We start from the raw sequence: 22,258 nt of genomic DNA, 5'->3' as shown, positions 1-22,258 counted from the left end.
ACGTCCGTGACGACTGACGCGAGGTACCTGGACTACCTCAAGCGGGCCACCGCCGATCTGCGCGAGACGCGGCGCCTGTTGCAGGAGGCCGAGTCGAGGAACACCGAACCGGTCGCCATCGTGTCGATGAGCTGCCGCTACCCCGGCGGGGTCGCCTCGCCGGAGGAGCTGTGGACGCTGGTCGCCTCGGAGACGGACGCCATCTCGGCGTTCCCGACCGACCGCGGCTGGAACCTGGAGGCACTGTTCGGTCCCGACGCCGCCGCCTCCTTCGTCAGCGAGGGCGGATTCCTCTACGACGCCGCCGACTTCGACTCGGCCCTCTTCGGCATCTCACCCCGTGAGGCGCTGGCGATGGACCCGCAGCAGCGGTTGATGCTGGAGACCTCCTGGGAGGCCCTGGAACGCGCCGGCCTGGACCCGACCTCGCTGCGCGGCAGCCGCACCGGCGTCTTCACCGGCGTCATGTACCACGACTACACGGCCGGCGTGCGCGCCGTGCCGGAGCAGTCGGCCGGCTTCATGAGCACCGGCAACGCCGGCAGCGTGGTCTCCGGCCGGGTCGCCTACACCTTCGGCCTCGAAGGCCCCGCGGTGACCGTCGACACCGCCTGCTCCTCCTCCCTGGTCGCCCTGCACCTCGCGGTCCAGGCCCTCCGCCAGCGGGAATGCGGACTGGCGCTGGCCGGCGGCGTGGCCGTGATGTCCACCCCCGGCACCTTCGTCGACTTCAGCCGGCAGGGCGGCCTGGCCCCCAGCGGCCGCTCCAAGTCGTTCGCCGCCGCGGCCGATGGCACCGGCTGGAGCGAGGGCGTGGGCGTGCTGCTGCTGGAGCGGCTGTCCGACGCGCAGCGCAACGGGCACCCCGTCCTCGCCGTCATCCGCGGCACCGCAGTCAACCAGGACGGCGCCAGCAGCGGCCTGACCGCCCCCAACGGCCCGTCCCAACAACGCGTGATCCGCCAGGCGTTGGCCAACGCGCACCTGTCCGGCGAGCAGATCGACGCGGTGGAGGCGCACGGCACCGGCACCAAGCTGGGCGACCCGATCGAGGCGCAGGCACTGCTCGCGACCTACGGCCAGGACCGGGACACCGGTCACCCGCTGTGGCTGGGCTCGATCAAGTCCAACCTCGGCCACACCCAGGCCGCCGCCGGTGCCGCGGGCATCATCAAGATGGTCCAGGCCATGCAACACGGCGTGCTGCCGAAGACGTTGCACGTCGACGAGCCCACCCCGCACGTCGACTGGTCCGCGGGCGCCGTGGAACTGCTCACCGAGGCGCGCCCCTGGCCGGAGACCGGCCAGGCACGCCGCGTCGGCATCTCCTCCTTCGGCATCAGCGGCACCAACGCCCATGTGATCCTGGAGCAGGCACCCGAGCCGGAGGCCGCGGGGGACGCGCCCGGACGCGCGGACGCGGGCCCGGTGGCGTGGGTGCTGTCCGGCAAGTCCGAGGCGGGACTGCGGGCCCAGGCCGGGAGACTGGGCGCGTTCCTGGCGGACCGCCCCGAGTTGGCCCCCGCGGACGTCGCGCTCTCGTTGGCGTCGTCGCGGGCGGCGTTGGACTACCGCGCGGTGGTGGTCGGCGCCGACCGGGACGCGCTGCTGGCGGGCGTGGCCGCGGTGGCGTCCGACGAACCTACTCCCTCTGCAATCAAGGGTGTTGGGGTCGGCGCGGGCTCCGGTGCGGTGTTGGTGTTCCCGGGTCAGGGTTCGCAGTGGGTTGGCATGGCGGCTGGTCTGTTGGATTCGGCGGAGGCGTTTGCGTCTCGATGGGCTGAGTGTGAGCGCGCGTTGGCGCCGTTCGTTGACTGGTCGTTGACGGAGGTGGCGCGCTCGACCGATCCGGCTGTGTTGGAGCGGGTCGATGTTGTCCAGCCGTTGTTGTGGGCGGTGATGGTGTGTCTGGCGGCAACGTGGCGGGCGGCTGGTGTCGAACCCGCTGCGGTGATCGGTCACAGTCAGGGTGAGATCGCGGCCGCGGTTGTTGCCGGTGCGTTGTCGGTGGAAGACGGCGCCCGGGTCGTCGCCCTGCGCTCGCAGGCCATCACCACCCTGTCCGTTGCCGGCGGCATGTTGTCCGTCCCCCTTTCCGCCGCCGAGGTGGAAGCGGTCCTGGCTGGCTATGAGGGGTTGGGTGTTGCGGCGGTCAACGGGCCGGCGGTGACGGTCGTTTCGGGTGACGCCGCTGCCCTGGATGCTCTCCAGGCGGCCTGGGAGGCGGAGGGCGTTCGCGTGCGTCGCGTCCCGGTGGACTACGCCTCGCACTCCCCACACGTGGAGGCGCTCCGGGACCGCATCCTGGCCGACCTCGCCCCGATCGCGCCGGAGACGACCTCTGTCGGCTTCTTCTCGACGCTGACCGGCGAGGCGTCCGACACTGCACACCTCGATGCCGACTACTGGTACCGCAACCTCCGTCAGACCGTCCGCTTCGAGGACGCCGTCCGGGCCGCGGTCGCCGCCGGTCACACCGTCTTCATCGAAGCGTCCGCCCACCCCGTGCTGACCGTCGGTGTGGAGCAGACCCTCGATGCCGCCGATGCCACCGGAGCCACCCTCGGTACGCTCCGCCGCGACCACGGTGACCAGGCCCAACTCCTCACCGCGCTCGGCCAGGCACACCTTCACGGTCTGCCCGTCGCCTGGGGGAAGATCCTCGCCCCGTATCGCCCCCGGCGCGTCGATCTGCCCACCTACGCCTTCCAACGGGAGCGCTACTGGCTGCCGACCGCCGTCGAGGCGCCGGCGCCCGGCGGTGACGGTGCGGGGGCGGACCGGGCGGCGGACCCGGTCGAGGGCCGGTTCTGGGAGGCGGTTGAGCAGGAGGACCTGGAGGGGCTGGCGGAGACGCTGGCGCTGGACGGTGGGCGGGAGTTGGGGGCCGTGGTGCCGGCGCTCTCCGCCTGGTACCGGCGGCACCGCGAGGCGTCGTTGGTGGACCGGTGGCGCTATCGGGTCGACTGGAAGCGCGGCCGCACCGGCTCCGGGCGGCTGACCGGCACCTGGCTGCTGATCGACTCCGACGGTATACCGGACGCCGCCGCGGTGGACCAACTGGTCGCGGGCTGGCAGCGGGACGGCGCCGCCGTGGTACGGGTCACTTTGCGGGACGGCGACGGGCGCGGCGAGATCGCGACCGCGGTCACCGGGGCGCTGACGGGCGAGGCGGGGGGCGTCGTCGCGCCCGTGGGCGTGGTGTCGTTGGTGGCGTTCGGCGCGGGTCGCGGGGCGGACTGCACGGTGGCGCCGCGGGCGCTCACCGACACCCTCGCGGTGGTGCAGGGCCTGGGCGACGCGGGGATCGGCGCACCGCTGTGGTGCCTGACGCGGGGTGCGGTGTCCACCGGCCCCGGGGACCGGGTGCGCAGCCCCGAGCAGGCGGCCGTGTGGGGCCTGGGCCGCGTGGCGGGCCTGGAACACCCGGACCGTTGGGGCGGGTTGGTGGACCTCCCGGAGGGCCTGGGGGAGCGGGCGTTCCGGGCGCTGGCCGCCGTGTTGACCGACCCGGACGGGGAGTCGCAGGTCGCGGTGCGGCCGGGCGGAGTGCAGGTGCGCAGGCTGGTGCGGGCCGCCCGCGACCGGCGGCCGGACGCCGCGACCTGGGTCCCGTCGGGGTGCGTGCTGATCAGCGGCGGCACGGGGCCGCTGGGCGCCCATGTCGCGCGCTGGGTTGCCGCCCGCGGCGCCGAGCACGTGGTGCTGCTCAGCCGGCGGGGTGAGGAAGCTCCCGGGGCCGGTGAACTGCGAGCGGAATTGGAGGAGTTGGGCGCGCGGGTGTCGGTGCGGGGCTGTGACGTCGCCGACCGCGAGGCGCTGCGCGCCGTCGTCGATGAGGTCGGCCCGGTCTCGGCGGTCTTCCACACCGCCGCCGCCCTGGAGGACGCCGTCCTGGACCGGCTCACCGCCGGCCAGGTGGACCGGGTGCTGCGGCCGAAGGTCCAGGGCGCGGTCAACCTGTACGAACTGACCGCCGGCGAGCGGCTGTCGGCGTTCGTGTTGTTCTCCTCGATGGCCGGCACCTTCGGCGCGTCCGGGCAGGGCAACTACGCGCCGGGCAACGCCGCGCTGGACGCCTACGCGCAGCAGCTACGGGACGCGGGCGTGCCCGCCACGTCGGTGGCGTGGGGGCCCTGGGCCGGCGACGGCATGGCCGCGTCCGGCATCGGGGAGATCGCCCGCCGGCACGGCATCCCGGAGATGGCGCCGGAGCGCGCGCTGACCGCGCTCCAACAGGCCGTCGACGACGGCGAGTCGGTCCTCGGCGTGCTGGACATCGACTGGGACCGCTACTACGTCGCCTACACCGCCACGTCCCCCACCCGGTTCTTCGACGAGCTGCCGGAGGTGCGACGGGTCGCCGCCGCGCAGGCCGGCAGCCGGCGGGCGGAGCCGGCGGCCCCGGCACTGGCCGGCCGGCTGGCGGGGCAGGACGCCGCGGGCCAGCTCCGGGTGCTGCTGGAGGTGGTGCGCGGGCAGGTCGCGACGGTGTTGGGCTACGCCACGCCGGAGGCGGTGCGGGAGAACCAGGCGTTCACCGACGTGGGCTTCGACTCGGTGACCGCGGTGGAACTGCGCAACCGCATCAAGGAGGCGGTCGGGCTGCCGCTGCCCGCCACCCTCGTCTTCGACTACCCGACCCCCGGCGCGCTCGCCCGCCACCTGCGCGACGAACTCGCCGGCACCGAGGGGGTGTCCGACGCCCGGGCGCTGCCGGCGGCCGCGCTGGCCGCGGCGCCGGGCGCGGGCGCCGACGACCCGATCGCGGTGGTCTCGATGTCCTGCCGCTTCCCGGGCGGGGTCACCTCACCGGAGGACCTCTGGCGGATGCTGGAGTCCGGCGGCGAGGGCATCGGCGCGTTCCCGACCGACCGCGGCTGGGACGTGGCGCGGCTGGAGAGCCTGTCGCCCACCGGCGTCCTGGGCGGATTCCTCTACGACGCGGCCGACTTCGACGCCGGCTTCTTCGGGATCTCGCCGCGCGAGGCGCTGGCGATGGACCCGCAGCAGCGGCTGCTGCTGGAGACCTCCTGGGAGGTCCTGGAGCGGGCCGGCCTCGACCCGGAGACGCTGCGGGGCAGCGCCACCGGCGTGTTCGCGGGCACCAACGGACTGGACTACGGGTCGCTGCTGTCCGCCGCCCCGCCCGAGGTGGCCGGCTACATCGGCACCGGCAACACCGGCAGCGTGGTCTCCGGCCGGATCTCCTACGCCCTCGGGCTGGAGGGCCCGGCGGTGACCATCGACACGGCCTGCTCCTCGTCGCTGGTCGCCGTGCACCTGGCCGCCCAGGCGCTGCGCAACGGCGAGTGCGCGCTGGCGCTGGCCGGCGGCGTCACGGTGATGGCGGCGCCCACCCTCTTCGGCGAGTTCGCCGCGCAGGGCGGCATCGCCTCCGACGGCCGCTGCAAGGCGTTCGGCGACGGCGCGGACGGCGCGGGCTTCTCCGAGGGCGTCGGGATGGTGCTGCTGGAGCGGCTGTCGGACGCGCGGCGCAACGGGCACCAGGTGCTGGCCGTGCTGCGGGGCTCGGCGGTCAACCAGGACGGCGCCTCCAACGGCCTCACCGCGCCGAACGGCCCGTCCCAACAACGGGTGATCCGGCAGGCGTTGGCGAACGCGGGCCTGTCGGCGGCCGAGGTGGACGTGGTCGAGGGGCACGGCACGGGCACGTCGTTGGGCGACCCGATCGAGGCCCAGGCGCTGCTGGCGACGTACGGGAAGGAACGGGACGCGGAGCGGCCGTTGTGGCTGGGGTCGGTGAAGTCCAACCTCGGGCACACCCAGGCCGCCGCCGGCGCCGCCGGCATCATCAAGATGGTGCTGGCCCTGCGGCACGGCGTGCTGCCGAGGACCCTGCACGCCGACCGGCCCTCCGGCCACGTCGACTGGTCGGCGGGCGCCATCCGGCTGTTGACCGAGGCCCGCCCCTGGCCCGAGGACGCCGAGCGGCCCCGCCGCGCCGGGGTGTCGTCCTTCGGCATCAGCGGCACCAACGTCCACCTGATCCTGGAGGCCGCGCCCGCGCCCGACGCGGCCGAACGGCCCGCCGTCGAACCGCCGTTGACCGCCGAGCCCGGCTCCCCGGAGGCCGGCCCCGTGCCCTGGGTGCTCTCCGGCCGGACACCGGCCGCGCTGCGCGCCCAGGCCGACCGGCTCCGCGCCCACCTCGACGCCGACGGCTCGGACGCTGACCCGCACCGCCTCGGCTGGTCGCTGGCCGGCACCCGCACCGCCTTCGAGCACCGGGCCGCCGTGGTGGACCACGACCCCGCGGCGCTGCGGGCCGGACTCGCCGCGCTGGCCGCCGGAACCCCGGCCGCCCATGTGGTGACCGGCACCGCGGCCCCCGGGCTCGCCGGCGGCAAGGTCGTGTTCGTGCTGCCCGGCCAGGGCTCCCAGTGGCCCGGTATGGCCGCCGAACTCCTCGCCGCCTCCGAGCCGTTCCGCACCGCGCTGACCGACTGCGACCGGGAACTGCGCCGCTTCACCGACTGGTCGGTCCTCGACGTGCTGACCGGCGAACCGGACGCGCCAGGGCTCGAACGGGTCGACGTGGTGCAGCCGGTGCTGTTCAGCGTGATGGTGTCGCTGGCGCGGCTGTGGCAGTCCTACGGCGTCGAACCCGACGCCGTCGTCGGCCACAGCCAGGGCGAGGTCGCCGCCGCCCACCTCAGCGGGCACCTGACCCTCGCCGACGCGGCCCGCGTCATCGCGCTCCGCAGCCGCGCCATGACCTCCGTCAACGGGCAGGGCGAGATGGTCTCCCTGGCCCTGCCGCACGACGAGGTCCGCGCGCGGCTGGCGCACTGGGGCGACGCCCTGTCCGTCGCCGTCGTCAACGGCCCGTCCTCCGTGGTGGTCTGCGGCGCGTCCGAGCCCCTGGACGAGCTGATCGCCGCCTGCGAGGCCGACGGCGTCCGCGCCCGCAAGGTCCGCGGGGTCAACCTCGCCGCCCACTCGCCCGCCGTCGAGGGCCTGCGCGACCAACTCCTGCGCGAGCTCGCCCCCCTCACCCCGGGCCCCGGCACGCTGCCGCTCTACTCCACGGTCACCGGCGCCCTCCTCGACGCGCCCGCCGACGCCGCCTACTGGTACCGCAATGTGCGCGAGCCGGTCCTCTTCGAGCCGGCCACCCGCGCGCTGATCGCCGACGGCCACACCACCTTCGTCGAGCTGAGCCCGCACCCGCTGCTGGTCTCCGCCGTCCAGGAAACCGCCCAGACCGCCGGCGCGTCCGTGGTCACCGTCGGCTCGCTGCGCCGCAACGACGGCGGGCCGCGCCGGTTCCTCACCTCGCTCGCCGAGGGCCACACCCAGGGCCTGCCCGTCGACTGGGCCCGCTGGTTCGGGCCCGACACCGGCACCGTGCCGCTGCCGACCTACGCCTTCCAACGGGAGCGCTACTGGCCCGGCGCCCAGGACCGCGGCGCCACCGCCGACGGCCAACGGGACGCCGCCGAGGCCCGGTTCTGGGCGGCCGTCGACGACGCGGACCTGGACGCCCTCACCGGCACCCTCGCCCTCGACGACGCCGAGGCGCTGCGCACCATCGTCCCCGCACTCTCCGCATGGCGGGCCCGGCACCGCGCCGAGTCCACCGTCGACGGCTGGCGCTACCGCACCCGCTGGCAGCCGCTGCGCACCGACGCCCGCCCCGCGCTGCACGGCACCTGGCTGCTGCTCACCCAGGCCGGAGCCGACGGCGACCTCGTCGACGCCTGCGCCCGGGCCCTGGACCGACACGGCGCGCATGCCGTACCGCTGGAGATCGCCGACGACGAGCACGGGCGCGCACCACTGGCCGCCCGGCTCGCCGAGGCCGCCGACGGCCGGGAGTTCGCCGGCGTGCTCTCCCTCCTCGGGCTGGACGAACGCCCGGCGGCCGACGCCCCGTCGGCGACCGCCGGACTGACCACCACCGCCGCCCTCATCCAGGCACTCGCCGACGCCGCCCTCGACGCACCCCTGTGGGTCGCCACCCGGGGCGCCGTCACCACCGGCCGCGCCGACCGCCTCACCCACCCCGACCAGGCACCCCTGTGGGGACTGGGCCGGGTCGCCGCCCGCGAACTCGCCCAGTCCTGGGGCGGGTTGATCGACCTGCCCGAGACGCTGGACGAGCGCGCCGGCGACCGACTGGCGGCCGCGCTCGCCGGCGACGACGACCAGGTGGCGGTGCGCGCCACCGGACTCTTCGGCCACCGGCTGCGCCGCGACCCGCTCGGCGACCGCGCCCCCGCCCGGCAGTGGACCCCCGACGGCACGGTGCTGCTCACCGGTGCCACCGGCGCGGTCGGCGCCCATGTCGCCCGACGGCTGGCCCGGGACGGCGCCGCCCACCTGCTGCTGCTCAGCCGCCGCGGCCCGGACGCCCCCGGCGCCACCGAGCTGGCGGCCGAACTCACCGCGCTCGGCGCCCGCGTCACCCTCGCCGCCTGCGACGCCGCCGACCACGACGCGCTCGCCGCCGTCCTCGCCCAACTGCCCGAGGACCAGCCGCTGACCGCCGTCTTCCACGCCGCCGCCGTACTCGACGACGGCATCATCGACGGCCTGACCCCCGAACGGTTCGAGACCGTGCTCCGCCCCAAGGTCCGGGCCGCCCGCAACCTGCACGAGCTCACCAAGGACCGCGACCTGTCGGCGTTCGTGCTGTTCTCCTCGCTCGCCGACCCGCTCGGCAACGCCGGCCAGGCCAACTACGCCGCCGCCAACGCCTACTTGGACGCGCTGGCCGAGCAGCGCCGCGCCGACGGCCTGACCGCCACCTCCATCGCCTGGGGCGCCTGGGCCGGCAGCCGGGCCACCGAGGGCACCGCCGACCACCACCGGACCCGCCGCGGCATGGCCCGGGCGATGTCCCCCGAACTCGCCGTCACCGCACTGCGGCACGCCCTCGACCACGACGACACCCGCATCGCCCTCGCCGACCTCGACTGGTCCGGCCCGGCCGCCGGAGCGCCTGCGGCGGGCCGCGGGGCGTTCCTCGCCGACCTGCCGGAGAGCCGCCAGGGCCGGCCGACGACCGCCCCCGACCACACGACCGGGCCCGACCTGGCCCGCCGGCTGGCCCAACTGCCCGCCTCCGAACGCGCCCAGACGGTCCTCGACCTGGTCCGGGCGCAGGCCGCCGCCGTCCTCGGGCACGCCTCCGCGGACGCGGTCCCCGCCGACCGCCCGTTCCGCGAGCTCGGCTTCGACTCGCTGACCTCCGTGGAGTTCCGCGGCCTGCTCGGCACCGCCACCGGCCTGCGGCTGCCCGTCACCCTGGTCTTCGACCACCCGACGCCGCAGGCGCTCGCCGCCCACCTGGTGCGCCACGTCGGCGGCGAGGAACCGACACCGGCCGGCCGGGCTCCCGCCGCCACCGGCACCGCGGGCACCGACGAGCCGATCGCCGTCGTCGCCATGGGCTGCCGCTTCCCCGGTGGCGTCCGCACCCCCGAGGACCTGTGGGAGCTGCTGGCCGGCGGCACCGACGCCATCGGCCCGTTCCCCGCCGACCGCGGCTGGGACCTGGAGCGGCTCTACTCCCCGGACGGCAGCCGGCCCGGCACCAGCTACGTCCGCGAGGGCGGATTCCTCGACGACCCCGGCGAGTTCGACCCCGCGCTGTTCCGGATCTCGCCCCGCGAAGCCCTGTCGATGGACCCCCAGCAGCGGCTGCTGCTGGAGACCGCCTGGGAGACCTTCGAACGCGCCGGCATCGACCCGCAGTCCCTGCGCGGAGCCGCCACCGGTGTCTACGTCGGCACCAACTACCAGGACTACCCGGGCCTGTTGCACCGCGCCGGCGGCGCCGACGAGGGCTTCATGGTCACCAGCAGCGCGGCCAGCGTCATCTCGGGCCGGCTGTCCTACACCTTCGGCCTCGAAGGCCCGGCCGTCACCGTCGACACCGCCTGCTCCGCCTCCCTGGTGGCACTGCACCTGGCCTGCCAGGCACTCCGACAGGGCGACTGCACCCTCGCGCTGGCCGGCGGCGCCACCGTGATGTCCACCCCGACGATCTTCGTCGGCTTCAGCCGCCAGGGCGGCCTGGCCCCCAACGGCCGCTGCAAGACCTTCGCCGCGGCCGCCGACGGCACCGGCTGGGGCGAGGGCGCCGGCGTGGTCCTGCTGGAACGCCTCTCCGACGCACAGCGCAACGGCCACCCGATCCTCGCCGTCGTCCGCGGAACCGCCGTCAACCAGGACGGCGCCTCCAACGGCATCAGCGCCCCCAACGGCCCCGCCCAACAGCGCGTCATCCGCCAGGCGTTGGACAACGCCGGACTGTCGGCCGCCGACATCGACGCGGTCGAGGCCCACGGCACCGCCACCACCCTCGGCGACCCCATCGAGGCCCAGGCACTCCTGGCCACCTACGGGCAGGACCGCGCCGACGACCGGCCGCTGTGGCTCGGCTCGATCAAGTCCAACATCGGCCACACCCAGGCCGCCGCCGGCATCGCCGGCGTCCTCAAGATGGTCCTCGCGCTGCGCCATGAGGCCCTGCCCAAGACCCTGCACATCGACGAGCCGACCCCGCACGTCGACTGGACCGACGGCAACGTCCGCCTGCTGACCGAGACCCTCGCCTGGCCCGCGGCCGACCGCCCGCGCCGCGCCGGGGTGTCCGCCTTCGGCATCGGCGGCACCAACGCCCACGCCGTCCTCGAAGAGGCACCCGCTCAACAGTCCGTCACAGAACCGGAGTTGACGGCACCGACGCCCGAACCGGCCCGGAACGTGGACCCGCCGGTGACGCCCTGGGTGCTCTCCGGCGACTCCGCCGCCGCCCTGCGCGACCAGGCCGCCCGACTCCACACCCACCTCACCGACCACGCCGACACCACCCCGTCCGACATCGGCTTCTCCCTGGCCACCACCCGCGCCGCGCTCACCCACCGCGCCGTCGTCACCGGCCCGGACCGCGCCCGACTGCTCGACGGCGTCGCCGCGCTCGCCGCCGGCCGACCCGCCGCCGACGTCGTCACCGGCACCGCCGCCGACCGCGGCCGGCTCGCGGTGCTGTTCTCCGGCCAGGGCGCCCAACGCCCCGGCATGGGCCGCGAACTCGCCGCCGCCCACCCGCTGTTCGCCGACGAGCTCGACGCGGTGTGCGCCCGGCTCGACCAACACCTCGACCGGCCGCTCCGCGACGTGATGTGGACCGGCACCGCCGACGCACTCCACCAGACCGGCTACGCCCAGGCCGCCCTGTTCGCCGTCGAGGTCGCCCAGTACCGGCTGCTGGAGTCCTGGGGCATCACCGCCGACCTGCTGCTCGGCCACTCCATCGGCGAACTCACCGCCGCCCACCTCGCCGACGTGCTGACGCTCGACGACGCCGCCGCCCTCGTCGCCGCCCGCGGCCGACTGATGCAGGCCCTGCCGACCGGCGGCGCCATGCTCGCGGTGCAGGCCACCGCCGACGAGGTGAGCGGCGCGCTCGGACCGGAGTTGGAGATCGCCGCGGTGAACGGCCCCACCTCCGTCGTCGTCTCCGGCGCCGCCCCCGCCGTCGACGCCTGCGAGCGGCTATGGCGCGACCGCGGCCGCAAGACCCGCCGGCTGCGGGTCTCGCACGCCTTCCACTCCGCCCATATGGACGGCATGCTCAGCGAGTTCGCCGCGGCCGCCGCCTCAGTCACCTACCACCCGCCGCGCATCCCGGTCATCTCCAACGTCACCGGCGAACTCGCCGGCCCGGACGAACTGCGCACCCCCGACTACTGGGTGCGGCAGGTCCGCGGCGCCGTACGGTTCGCCGACGGCGTCCGAGCCGCCGCCCGGGCCGGCGCCGCCGCCTTCCTCGAACTCGGCCCCGACGCCGTGCTCACCGTGCCCGCCCGGGAAACCCTCGCGGACACCGCGGACACCGCGAACGGTGCCGAGCGCGACGAGCCGGTCCGCGCCCCGCTGATCGTCGCCGCCCAGCGCGCCGACCGACCGGAGCCCGCCACCCTCCTCCAGGCCGTCGGCCAACTCCACGCCCACGGCCACCCCGTGGACTGGGCCGCCCACTTCGCCCCCACCCACCCGCGCCGCGTCCCGCTGCCCACCTACGCCTTCCAACACCGCACCTTCTGGCCCGAACCCGCCACCACCCCCGCCGTCACACCGGCCCAGGACGCCACGGACGCCGGCTTCTGGACCGCCGTGGAGCAGCAGGACCCGGCCGCCGTCGCCGACCTCCTCGGCCTGGACAGCCCCGAGGCGCTCGAAACGGTCCTCCCCGCGATGGCCGCCCACCACCGCCGGCAACAGCAACACACCACCCTCAACCGGCTGCGCTACCGCATCGTCTGGCACCGCACCACCACACCCGACACCACCGGCCCACTGCCGGTGCCGGGCCGCTGGCTGCTGGTCCTGCCCGCCGACGACCACGGCGCCGCGCTCCGGCACGAGGCGGTGGACGCCGCCCGCCGCACCCTGGGCCCCGACACCACCGAACTCACCGTCACCGCCGCCCCGGACCGCGAGCAGCTCGCCAAGCGCCTCACCGAGGAGACCGCCACCGACCCCGTCCACGGCGTCCTCTCCCTCCTCGCCCTCGACGAACGGCCCGACCCGGTCGTCCCCGCCGGCGTCACCGCCACCCAGACCCTCATCCAGGCCCTCGGCGACGCCGGCGCCCACGCGCCGCTGTGGCTGGCCACCCAGGGCGCGGTGACCACCGGCCCGGACGACCCGGTCACCCACCCCGCCCAGGCCATGGTCTGGGGCCTGGGCCGCGCCCTCGGCCTGGAACACCCGGCCCGCTGGGGCGGATTGGTCGACCTCCCCACGACCGGCACCGACGGCGTCACCGAACGCCTCGCCGCGGCCCTGACCGGCGCCGACGACGAGGACCAACTCGCCGTACGCCCCGGTGGCACCTACGTGCGCCGCCTGCGCCGCGCGCCCCTCGACGCCCAACCGCCCACCGGCGACCAGCCCGACACCGCGCGCACCCGCGGCACCGCCCTGATCACCGGCGGCACCGGCGGCCTGGGCGCCGAGGTCGCCCGCTGGCTCGCCCGCACCGGCACCGCACACCTGGTGCTGACCAGCCGCAGCGGCCCCCAGGCACCCGGCGCCCCCGAACTCGCCGACGAACTCAGGACACTTGGCGCCGCGGTCACCCTCGCCGCCTGCGACGTCGCCGACCGCGACGCCCTCGCCGCGCTGCTCGCCGACCTGGAAACCGACCCCCACCCGCCGCTGCGCACCGTCGTGCACACCGCCGGCATCAGCCTCAACAACACCCTCGCCGCCACCGACCCGGCCGAACTCGCCGCCGTCGCCACCGCGAAGGTCGCCGGCGCCCGCCACCTCGACGCCCTGCTCCGCGACCACGAACTCGACGCCTTCGTCCTGTTCTCCTCCGTCTCCAGCACCTGGGGCAGCGGAGCCCAGGCCGGCTACGGCGCCGCCAACGCCTTCCTCGACGCCTTCGCCGCCTGGCGCCGCGCCCAGGGCCGCACCGCCACCTCGGTGGCCTGGGGTGCCTGGAGCGACATCGGCATGATCAACCTCGCCGGCAACGCGGAGGCGGCCCGCCGCGCCGGACTGCCGCTGATGCCCCCGCCCGTCGCGATCGCCGGACTGGCCCAGGCCCTACGGCACGACGAGACCACCCTCACCCTCGCCGACGTCGACTGGCCGACCTTCGCCCCCAGCTTCACCCTGGCCCGACGCCGCCCCCTGCTCGACGACGTCCCCGAGGTCCGCACCGCCCTGGCGACCACCGACACCCCCGAGGAAGCCGCCGACACCACCGCCCAACTCCGCGCCACACTGGCCGACTTGCCCGCACCGGAACGGCGCCGCACCCTCACCGAACTCACCAACGGCCACCTCGCCGCCGTCCTCGGCTACCCCTCCACCGACGCCCTCGACCCCGACCGCCCCTTCCGCGAACTGGGCATCGACTCCCTCACCGCCGTCGAACTCCACCACCAGATCAGCACCGCCACCGGACTGCGCCTGCCCACCACCCTGGTCTTCGACCACCCCACCCCCGCCGAACTGGCCGACTTCGTCCTCGACGAACTCACCCGCACCACCGACGGCACCACCACCGTGCTCGGCGACCTCGACCGCCTGGAAGCCGCCCTCGCCACCGAGCTCGAAGAGGACACCCGCGACGAACTCGCCCGGCGCCTGACGACGTTGCTGGCCAAACTCACCACCGGCGGCGACGCCGCAGCGACCGGAACCGACAGCCTGGCCGCGGCGACCGACGACGAACTGTTCGCGCTCGTCGACAACGACCTCGGGCTGGCCGACCGGCCCCACGACACCCGGGACTGAGCGGACCGGCGAGGGGACGGAAACCGATGAACAACGAAGACAAGCTGCGCGACTACCTCAAGCGCGTCATCGGGGAGTTGCAACAGGCACGCCAGGAGAACGCCGAACTGCGCGCCCGCCACCAGGAACCGGTGGCCATCGTCGGGATGAGCTGCCGCTACCCCGGCGAGGTCACCGACCCCGACGGCCTGTGGCAACTGGTCGCCTCCGGCCGGGACGGCATCGCCGGCCTCCCCACCGACCGCGGCTGGGACCTGGACGCCCTCTACCACCCGGACCCGGAGAACCCCGGCACCAGCTACGCCCGCGAGGCCGGATTCCTCTACGACGCCGCCGACTTCGACGCCGGCTTCTTCCGGATATCCCCGCGCGAGGCGATGTCCATGGACCCCCAACAACGCCTGCTCCTCGAAGGCGCCTGGACCGCACTGGAACACGCCCGCCTCGACCCCGCCGCCCTCCGCAAGAAGCCGGTCGGCGTCTACATGGGATGCAGCGGCGGCGACTACACCACCATCCTGCTGGGCTCCGACGAACCGACCGCCGGCCACCTCAACACCGGCAACGCCACCAGCCTGGTCTCCGGCCGGATCGCCTACGCCCTCGGCTTCGAGGGCCCCGCGGTCACCGTGGACGCCGCCTGCGCCTCCTCCCTCGTCAGCCTGCACCTCGCCGCCCAGGCACTGCGCGCGGGGGAGTGCGCACTGGCCCTCGCCGGCGGTGTGACGCTGATGTGCACGCCGATGGCGCTGCTGGAGTTCTCCCGCCAACGCGGACTGTCCGCCGGCGGCCGCTGCCGTTCCTTCGCCACCGCCGCCGACGGCACCGCCTTCGCCGAGGGCATGGGCATGCTCGTCCTCGAACGGCTCTCCGACGCCCGCCGCAACGGCCACCGCATCCTGGCCGTGGTCCGCGGCTCGGCCGTCAACCAGGACGGCGCCTCCAACGGACTGACCGCCCCCAACGGTCCGTCCCAACGCCGCGTGATCCGCCAGGCACTGGCCAACGCCGGCCTGTCCGCCGCCGACATCGACGCGGTGGAGGCCCACGGCACCGGCACCACCCTCGGCGACCCGATCGAGGCCCAGGCACTGCTCGCCACCTACGGCCAGGGCCGCCCCGAGGGCCGCCCGCTCTGGCTGGGCTCCATCAAGTCCAACATCGGCCACACCCAGGCCGCCGCCGGCGCCGCCGGCATCATCAAGATGGTCGCCGCCATGCAGCACGGACTGCTGCCGCAGACCCTGCACGTGGACGAACCGACCGTCCACGTCGACTGGTCCGCCGGCGCCGTGGAACTGCTCACCGAGTCCCGCCCCTGGCCGGAGACCGGCCACCCGCGCCGCGCGGCGGTCTCCTCCTTCGGCATCAGCGGCACCAACGCCCACGTCATCCTGGAACAGGCGCCGACCCCGGAACAGGTACCCCCCGAAGAGGCCCCGCCCGCAGGCGAGTTGCCGGCCTCCCGGCCCACCCTGCTGCCCTGGACGCTCGGCGCCCGCTCCGAGGAGGCCCTGCGCGCCCAGGCCGGCCGACTGGCCGCATCGATCCGCCAACGACCGGAACTCACCCCCCTGGACGTGGCCCACTCCCTCGCGACGACCCGCACCGCGTTCCCCCACCGCGCGACCGTCGTGGGCGCCGACCGCGCCCAACTCCTGGCCGCCCTGGCGGCGCTGGCCGACGCCACACCCTCCCCCGACGTGGTGCGGAGCCAGGCAACCGCGACCGGCGGTGGCCGAGTCGGCTTCCTCTTCTCCGGCCAGGGCGCTCAACGGCTGGGCATGGGACGCGAGTTGCATGCCCGCTTCCCGGTGTTCGCCGAGGCTTTCGACGCCTGTGTCGAGGGGCTGGAGCGGGCGTTGGGTGGGTCCCTGCGTGAGGTGGTGTGGGGCGCTGACGAGGCCGAGCTGAATCAGACCGTGCATGCCCAGACCGGGCTGTTCGCGTTCGAGGTGGCGTTGTTCCGGCTGCTGGAGTCCTTCGGGGTCGTTCCGGACGTGTTGATCGGGCATTCGGTTGGTGAGGTGGCGGCGGCGCAGGTGGCTGGGGTGCTGTCGCTGGAGGATGCCTGTGCTCTGGTTGCCGCCCGTGGTCGGTTGATGCAGGCGTTGCCGGAGGGTGGGGCGATGCTCGCCGTCCAGGCCCGCGAGGACGAAATCGCCGCGCATTTGGGTGAGTTGGTGTCGCTTGCGGCGGTCAACGGCCCGGGTGCGGTGGTGGTGTCCGGTGATGCTGAGGCCGTCGAGGCCGTGCGTGAGTGGGCTCGGGCGAACGGTCGGAAGGTCAACCGTCTGCGGGTGTCGCATGCCTTCCACTCCCACCGCATGGACGGCATGCTGGACGAGTTCGCTGCCGTCGCGGGCGAGTTGACGTACCGGGCGCCGAGCATTCCGGTGGTTTCGACGCTCACCGGCCAGGCAGCCTCCGCCGACGACCTCTGCTCGTCCGCGTACTGGGTGCGGCAGGTGCGCGAGGCGGTGCGGTTCGCCGACGCGGTGCGGAGCGCGTCCGACGCCGGTGTGACCCGGTTCGTGGAGGTCGGCCCGGACAGCGTGCTCACCGCCCTGGCCGCCGCCACCCTCGACGGCTCCGACGCCGTCTGCGTCGCCACCCAACGCGCCGACCGCGATCCGCTGCATGCACTGCTCACCGCCGTCGCCCGGCTCAACACCCACGGCATGGAGACCACTTGGGGCCCGCTGCTCGCCGGAGCCCGGACGATCGACCTCCCCACCTACGCCTTCCAGCGCCGGCGCTACTGGCCGCGACCCCGCACCCGAGGCGCGCCGGAGCCCACCGCGGTCGCCCCGGACCCCACCGCACCCGAGCGGCGCCCCGAGCCCGCCCCGCCGCACACCGCCCCGCTGGACAGCGAGGACGCCGTGCTGGACCTGGTGCGCGCGCTCACCGCCGAGGTCCTCGGCTACGACGGTCCCGAACTCATCGACACCGGCGCGCTGTTCACCGAATGCGGCATCGACTCACTCACCGCCACCGAGCTGCGCAACCGCCTCGGTGCCGCCACCGGCCTCCCGCTCCCCGTCGGTGTCGTCTTCGACCACCAGACACCCCGCGAGCTCGCCGCGCACCTCCACGGCGAACTGGGCGGGGCCACCGCGCCCGGTTCCGGCCGGGCCAGCGGCCCCGGAGCGCTGGGGGAGATGTACCGCGAGGCGGTGCACACCGACCGGGTACGGGAGTTCATGCTGGCCATGGCCGGCCTGTCCGCGTACCGCCCGGCCTACCACGGGCCGGACGGGGCAGGCGAGTTGCCGCCCCCCGTCCGCCTGGCCCGGGGCGGGGCGGGGCCGCTGCTGATCGGCTGTTGCGGATTCGTCGCCACGTCCGGCCCGCACGAGTTCGTGCGGTTCGCCGCGCCGCTGCGCGGCCGCCGGGACCTCTGGGCGCTCCCGGTGCCCGGCTACCGTGCCGGCGAACCGGTGGCCGCCGACCTCGACGCACTGCTGGAGGTCCAGGCGGACGCCGTCCAACGACTGGCCGACGGCCGGCCGTTCGTCCTCATGGGCCACTCCGGAGGCGCACTGATCGCCCAGGCGCTGGCCGGCCGCCTGGAGGAGCAGGGGAGCGGCCCGGGCGCCGTCGTGCTCAGCGACATGTACGAGCCACGGATCATGGACCGGCTCCTGACCTGGGAGAAGGAGCTCACCGAGGGGGTGCTCGACCGCGACGGCGCGTTCGTCGCCCTCGACGACACCCGGATCACCGCATCGGCCGCCCACTCGAAACTGTTCGCCGACTGGCGGCCGCAACCGACCGCCGCGCCCACCCTGTTGCTGCGGGCCACCGAACCCTTGGGTGCCTGGTCCGGCGCAGACGACTGGCAGGCCACCCTGGAGTTCCCGCACACCGCGATCGACGTACCGGGCAACCACTTCACGATGATGCGCGACCACGCGGAGGAAGCGGCGCGGGCAGTCGACGACTGGATCGCCTCAGGGCGCATGGCGAGCGCATAACCGTCCACAACACAGTCACCAGGCATCTGGGGGAAAGCACATGGCCAAACACGCACTCATCACCGGAATCACCGGGCAGGACGGCTCCTACCTCTCCGAGCACCTGCTCAACGAGGGCTACCAGGTCTGGGGCCTGATACGCGGTCAGGCGAACCCGCACCGGCCCCGCATCAACCGGCTACTGCCCGACGTGAAGCTCGTCGACGGCGACCTGCTCGACCAGAGCAGCCTGGTCAAGGCCCTCGACTTCGCCCAGCCCGACGAGGTCTACAACCTCGGCGCCATCTCCTACGTCCCGCTGTCCTGGCAGCAGACCGAACTCACCGGCGGCGTCACCGGACTGGGCGTGCTGCGCATGCTGGAGGCGATCCGCATGTTCAGCGGCTTCAACGGCTCCACCTCGGCACCCCGCGGTCAACAGATCCGCTTCTACCAGGCGTCGTCCTCCGAGATGTTCGGCAAGGTCACCGAGACCCCGCAGCACGAGACGACCCACTTCCACCCCCGCAGCCCCTACGGCGTCGCCAAGACCTACGGCCACTTCATCACCAAGAACTACCGCGAGTCGTTCGGCATGTTCGGCGTCTCCGGCATCCTGTTCAACCACGAATCGCCGCGCCGCGGCACCGAGTTCGTCACCCGCAAGATCACCCTCGCGGCGGCCAGGATCAAGCTGGGCCTGCAGTCCAAGCTGCCGCTGGGCAACCTCGACGCCCGACGCGACTGGGGCTATGCCGCGGACTACGTCCAGGCCATGCACCTGATGCTGCAACGCGACGAGCCCCAGGACTACGTCATCGGCACCGGCGTGATGCACTCGGTCCGCGACGTGCTCCAAATCGCCTTCGACGCCGTCGGGTTGGACTGGAACGAGTACGTCTACCTCGACCCGGCGCTGGTCCGCCCGGCCGAGGTCGACACCCTCTGCGCCAACCCCGCCAAGGCCGAGGCGGAGCTCGGCTGGCAGCCCAAGGTCAACTTCCGGGAACTGATCGAGCTGATGGTGGAGGCGGACCTGCGCCGCCAGGCCCAACCCAACCGCGAGGAGTACCTGTTCAGCGAATGGTGAGCCACCACCCCCCGTTACCCGACGGCCCCCGGCACCAGCGGGCGCCCCGCCCGGGACCCGCCCCGGCCCCGCGCCCGGCGACCCCGACCCCGGGCGCGGCCCCGCGCCGCTCCCGCCCACCACCCTGACCGTCACCCCCCTGACGACACCGAGGAGCACTCCGTGCCCGAGCCGTCCGCGCCGCGCCTGACCGAACGCCTCACCGCCGCGCTGGCGGCCCCGGCCACCGACGACGCCTTCGACCCGCACCGCGAACTCGCCGACATCCTCGCCGGAATCGACATGACGCCCGACGAGACCGGCGGCACCCTCACCTTCCGCGGCGCCGACCCGATCGTCCCCAGCCCGCTGCGGCTGGGCGCCGCCTCGGCGCTCGCCCTCGTCACCAAGTCCGCGGTGGCGGCCGCGATCTGGCGCGACCGCGGCGGCGCCGGCCAGGACATCACCATGGACCTGCGCCGCGGCCCCCGCCGCCTCGCCCCCATCTCCGAGCCCGGCCGCTGGGAACGCCTCAACGGCTACCCGCCCGCCACCCCCGCGATCGTCGGCGACGGCGTCACCATCGGCTTCTACCGCACCGCCGACGACCGCTGGATCATGCCGGCCAACTTCTACCCCAAGCTCAGTCTGGCCGCCACGAAACTCCTCGGCATCCCCGACGACGCCTCCGCCGCCGCGGCGGCCATCGCCACCTGGCGCGCCACCGACCTCGAAGCGGCCGCCGAGGAGGCCGGCACCGTCCTGCCCATGGTCCGCACCACCGCGGAACTGATGGCCGAAGCCCAATACCAGGACGTGCTCGCCGAGTTGCCGCTCATCGAGATCGAGAAGATCGGCGACAGCGAGCCCGAACCCTTCCCCGCGGGCGCCGCCCAACCCCTCGACGGCATCCGCGCCCTCGGCATGGCCCACGTCATCGCCGGCGCCGGCGCCGGCCGCGCCCTCGCCCTGCACGGCGCCGACGTCCTCAACCTCTGGCGCCCCTTCGAGCTGGAGCACGACACCCTCTACTGCACCGCCAACGTCGGCATGCGCCAGGCCACCCTCGACCCCTACGGGACCGAAGGCGCCGCCGCCGTCCGGGAGTTGCTGCGCGGCGCCGACGTGTTCTTCGCCAACCGCCGCCCCGGCTACCTGGCCAAGATCGGCCTGACCGCCGAAGAGGCGGCCGCCCTGCGCCCCGGCATCGTCCACGCCACGGTCTCCCTGCACGGCCGCACCGGACCGTGGGCCGGCCGGATCGGCTTCGACCAAGTGGCCGGCGCCGTCTCCGGGATGCTGATGTTGGAGGGCGACGAGGGCCGGCCCGCGCTGCCGCCGATCGGCGTCATCAACGACAACATCTGCGGCTGGCTGCTGGCCGCCGGCATCGGCCGCGCCCTCAGGCGCCGCGCCGTCGAGGGCGGCAGCTACCGCGTCCACATCTCCCTGACCCGCGTCGCCCTCTGGGCGGTGAGCATGGGCGTCTTCGACAAGAACTACGCCCGCGAAAGGGCCGGCACGCCCGGCCCGCACGAGAACCACCCGCTGGAGACCTTCACCGCCGACACCCCCATGGGCCACTACCAGGGCGTCACGGACCAGGTCGTCATGTCCGCCACCCCCGGCCGCTACCGCACCGTCCTCAGCCACCGCGGCGCCGACCGCCCCGCCTGGCTGCCCCGCCCCTGACCGCCCGGCCCGCGGCCGGCCCCCACCGGCCGCGGTGCGCCCCTACGGCACCCGCGTCAGCCACTCCCGAGAACTGAACTTCCCCGCCGCCAACTCCTCGGCCCGCGCCAGCTCCTGCGCCGACACCGACCCCATCGCCCCGCCGTACCGGGCCCGGAACGACGCGATCATCCGCGCGATGACCTCGTCCCGCGGCAGCCCCGTCTGCCGACGCAGCGGATCCACCCGCTTCTTCGCGCTGGTGGTGCCCTTGTCCGACAGCTTCTCCCTGCCGATCCGCAGCACCTGCACCATCTTCTCCGCATCGATGTCGTAGGACATCGTCACGTGGTGCAGCACCGCACCGCCCGCCCGTCGCCCGTCACCGCCCCGAGCCGAAGCGCTGCGCTCTGCCCCTACTGGACTGACCATCCGCTTCTGCGCCGCCCCCGCGATCTTCCCGGCCTCCGTCGCGATGTCGTTCAGCGGCTTGTACCACGCCTTGATGCCCATGTCGCCGAGCGCCCCCAGCACCCAGTCGTCCAGATAGGCATAGCTCTCCGCGAACGTCAGGCCCTGCACCAGGGAGTTGGGCACGCACAGCGAGTAGGTGATGGTGTTGCCCGGCTCCACGAACATCGCCCCGCCGCCGGAGATCCGCCGGACCACCGTGACGCCGTGCCGCTCCGCGCCCTGCGCATCGACCTCGTTGCGCAACGACTGGAAGCTGCCGATGATCACCGCCGGGCGGTCCCACTCCCACACCCGCAGCGTCGGCGGCCGCCGCCCCGCCGCGACCTCGGCCGTCAGCACCTCGTCCAGCGCCATGTGCAACGCCGGCGGCTGCGGCCCCTCGTGGATGATCTGCCAGTCGAAGTCCGTCCACTCCTGGGCGCCCGCGACCGCCCGCCGCACCGTGACGCCCACCGCCTCGCTGCTGAACCCGAACAACACCGCACCCGCCGGCAACGCCGCGTCGATCCGGGCCGCCAACCCCCGCGCATCGGTCTCCGCCGGCGCGCCCTCCAACGCACCGTTGATGGCGTCCAGCGCCTCGTCCGGCTCCAGGAAGAAATCCCCGGCCACCCGCACGTCGCGCAGCGCCCCGTCCACCACATCGAGGTCGACGACCACCAGCTTGCCGCCCGGCACCTTGTACTCACCGTGGTGCTTGCCCTGCACGGCCCTACCGCCCTTCCACAACCGGCTGCCCGTTCCCCCGCACGGCGCGCGGCCGGCAGCGGCGTCAACCGTAACGCGACCACCAGCA

5 protein-coding genes are annotated in these 22,258 nt (G+C 74.5%); 4 read left to right on the top strand and 1 reads right to left on the bottom strand.

The annotated features are described in order from the left end of the window. The first annotated feature begins 6 nt into the window (after positions 1-6). From PV796_RS09250 to PV796_RS09235, 4 genes are all read left to right on the top strand, one after another. Positions 7-14,289, top strand: a complete 14,283-nt coding sequence (locus PV796_RS09250; RefSeq protein WP_274912457.1) for a type I polyketide synthase — start codon at positions 7-9, stop codon at positions 14,287-14,289. Continuing rightward, entirely contained in the window at positions 14,286-18,269 is a 3,984-nt protein-coding gene (locus tag PV796_RS09245) for a type I polyketide synthase (RefSeq protein ID WP_446750679.1), read from the top strand. The genes PV796_RS09250 and PV796_RS09245 overlap by 4 nt, the downstream gene beginning before the upstream one ends. A gap of 40 nt (positions 18,270-18,309) precedes the next feature. Next, positions 18,310-19,338 (top strand): GDP-mannose 4,6-dehydratase, encoded by a 1,029-nt coding sequence (locus PV796_RS09240; RefSeq protein ID WP_274912455.1) that lies wholly within the window; start codon positions 18,310-18,312, stop codon positions 19,336-19,338. A gap of 162 nt (positions 19,339-19,500) precedes the next feature. Continuing rightward, the gene (locus PV796_RS09235) at positions 19,501-21,009 is read left to right on the top strand and encodes a CoA transferase (RefSeq protein WP_274912454.1); all 1,509 of its coding nucleotides are present in this window, start codon (positions 19,501-19,503) and stop codon (positions 21,007-21,009) included. A gap of 42 nt (positions 21,010-21,051) precedes the next feature. Here the strand turns inward: PV796_RS09235 and PV796_RS09230 are convergent, their stop codons facing one another. Then, positions 21,052-22,170 carry a lipoate--protein ligase family protein gene (locus tag PV796_RS09230; protein WP_274912453.1) on the bottom strand — a complete coding sequence of 373 codons (1,119 nt, stop codon included), beginning with the start codon at positions 22,168-22,170 and terminating at the stop codon, positions 21,052-21,054. Positions 22,171-22,258 lie beyond the last annotated feature (88 nt).

Source organism: Streptomyces sp. WZ-12, assembly GCF_028898845.1.
Taxonomy (GTDB): domain Bacteria; phylum Actinomycetota; class Actinomycetes; order Streptomycetales; family Streptomycetaceae; genus Streptomyces.
This window is presented reverse-complemented; position numbering and strand designations above follow the sequence as displayed.

Bases quoted from the DNA above. Each gene is read 5' to 3' on its own strand.
- PV796_RS09240 (WP_274912455.1), top strand. From the start codon at position 18,310: ATGGCCAAACACGCACTCATCACCGGAATCACCGGGCAGGACGGCTCC.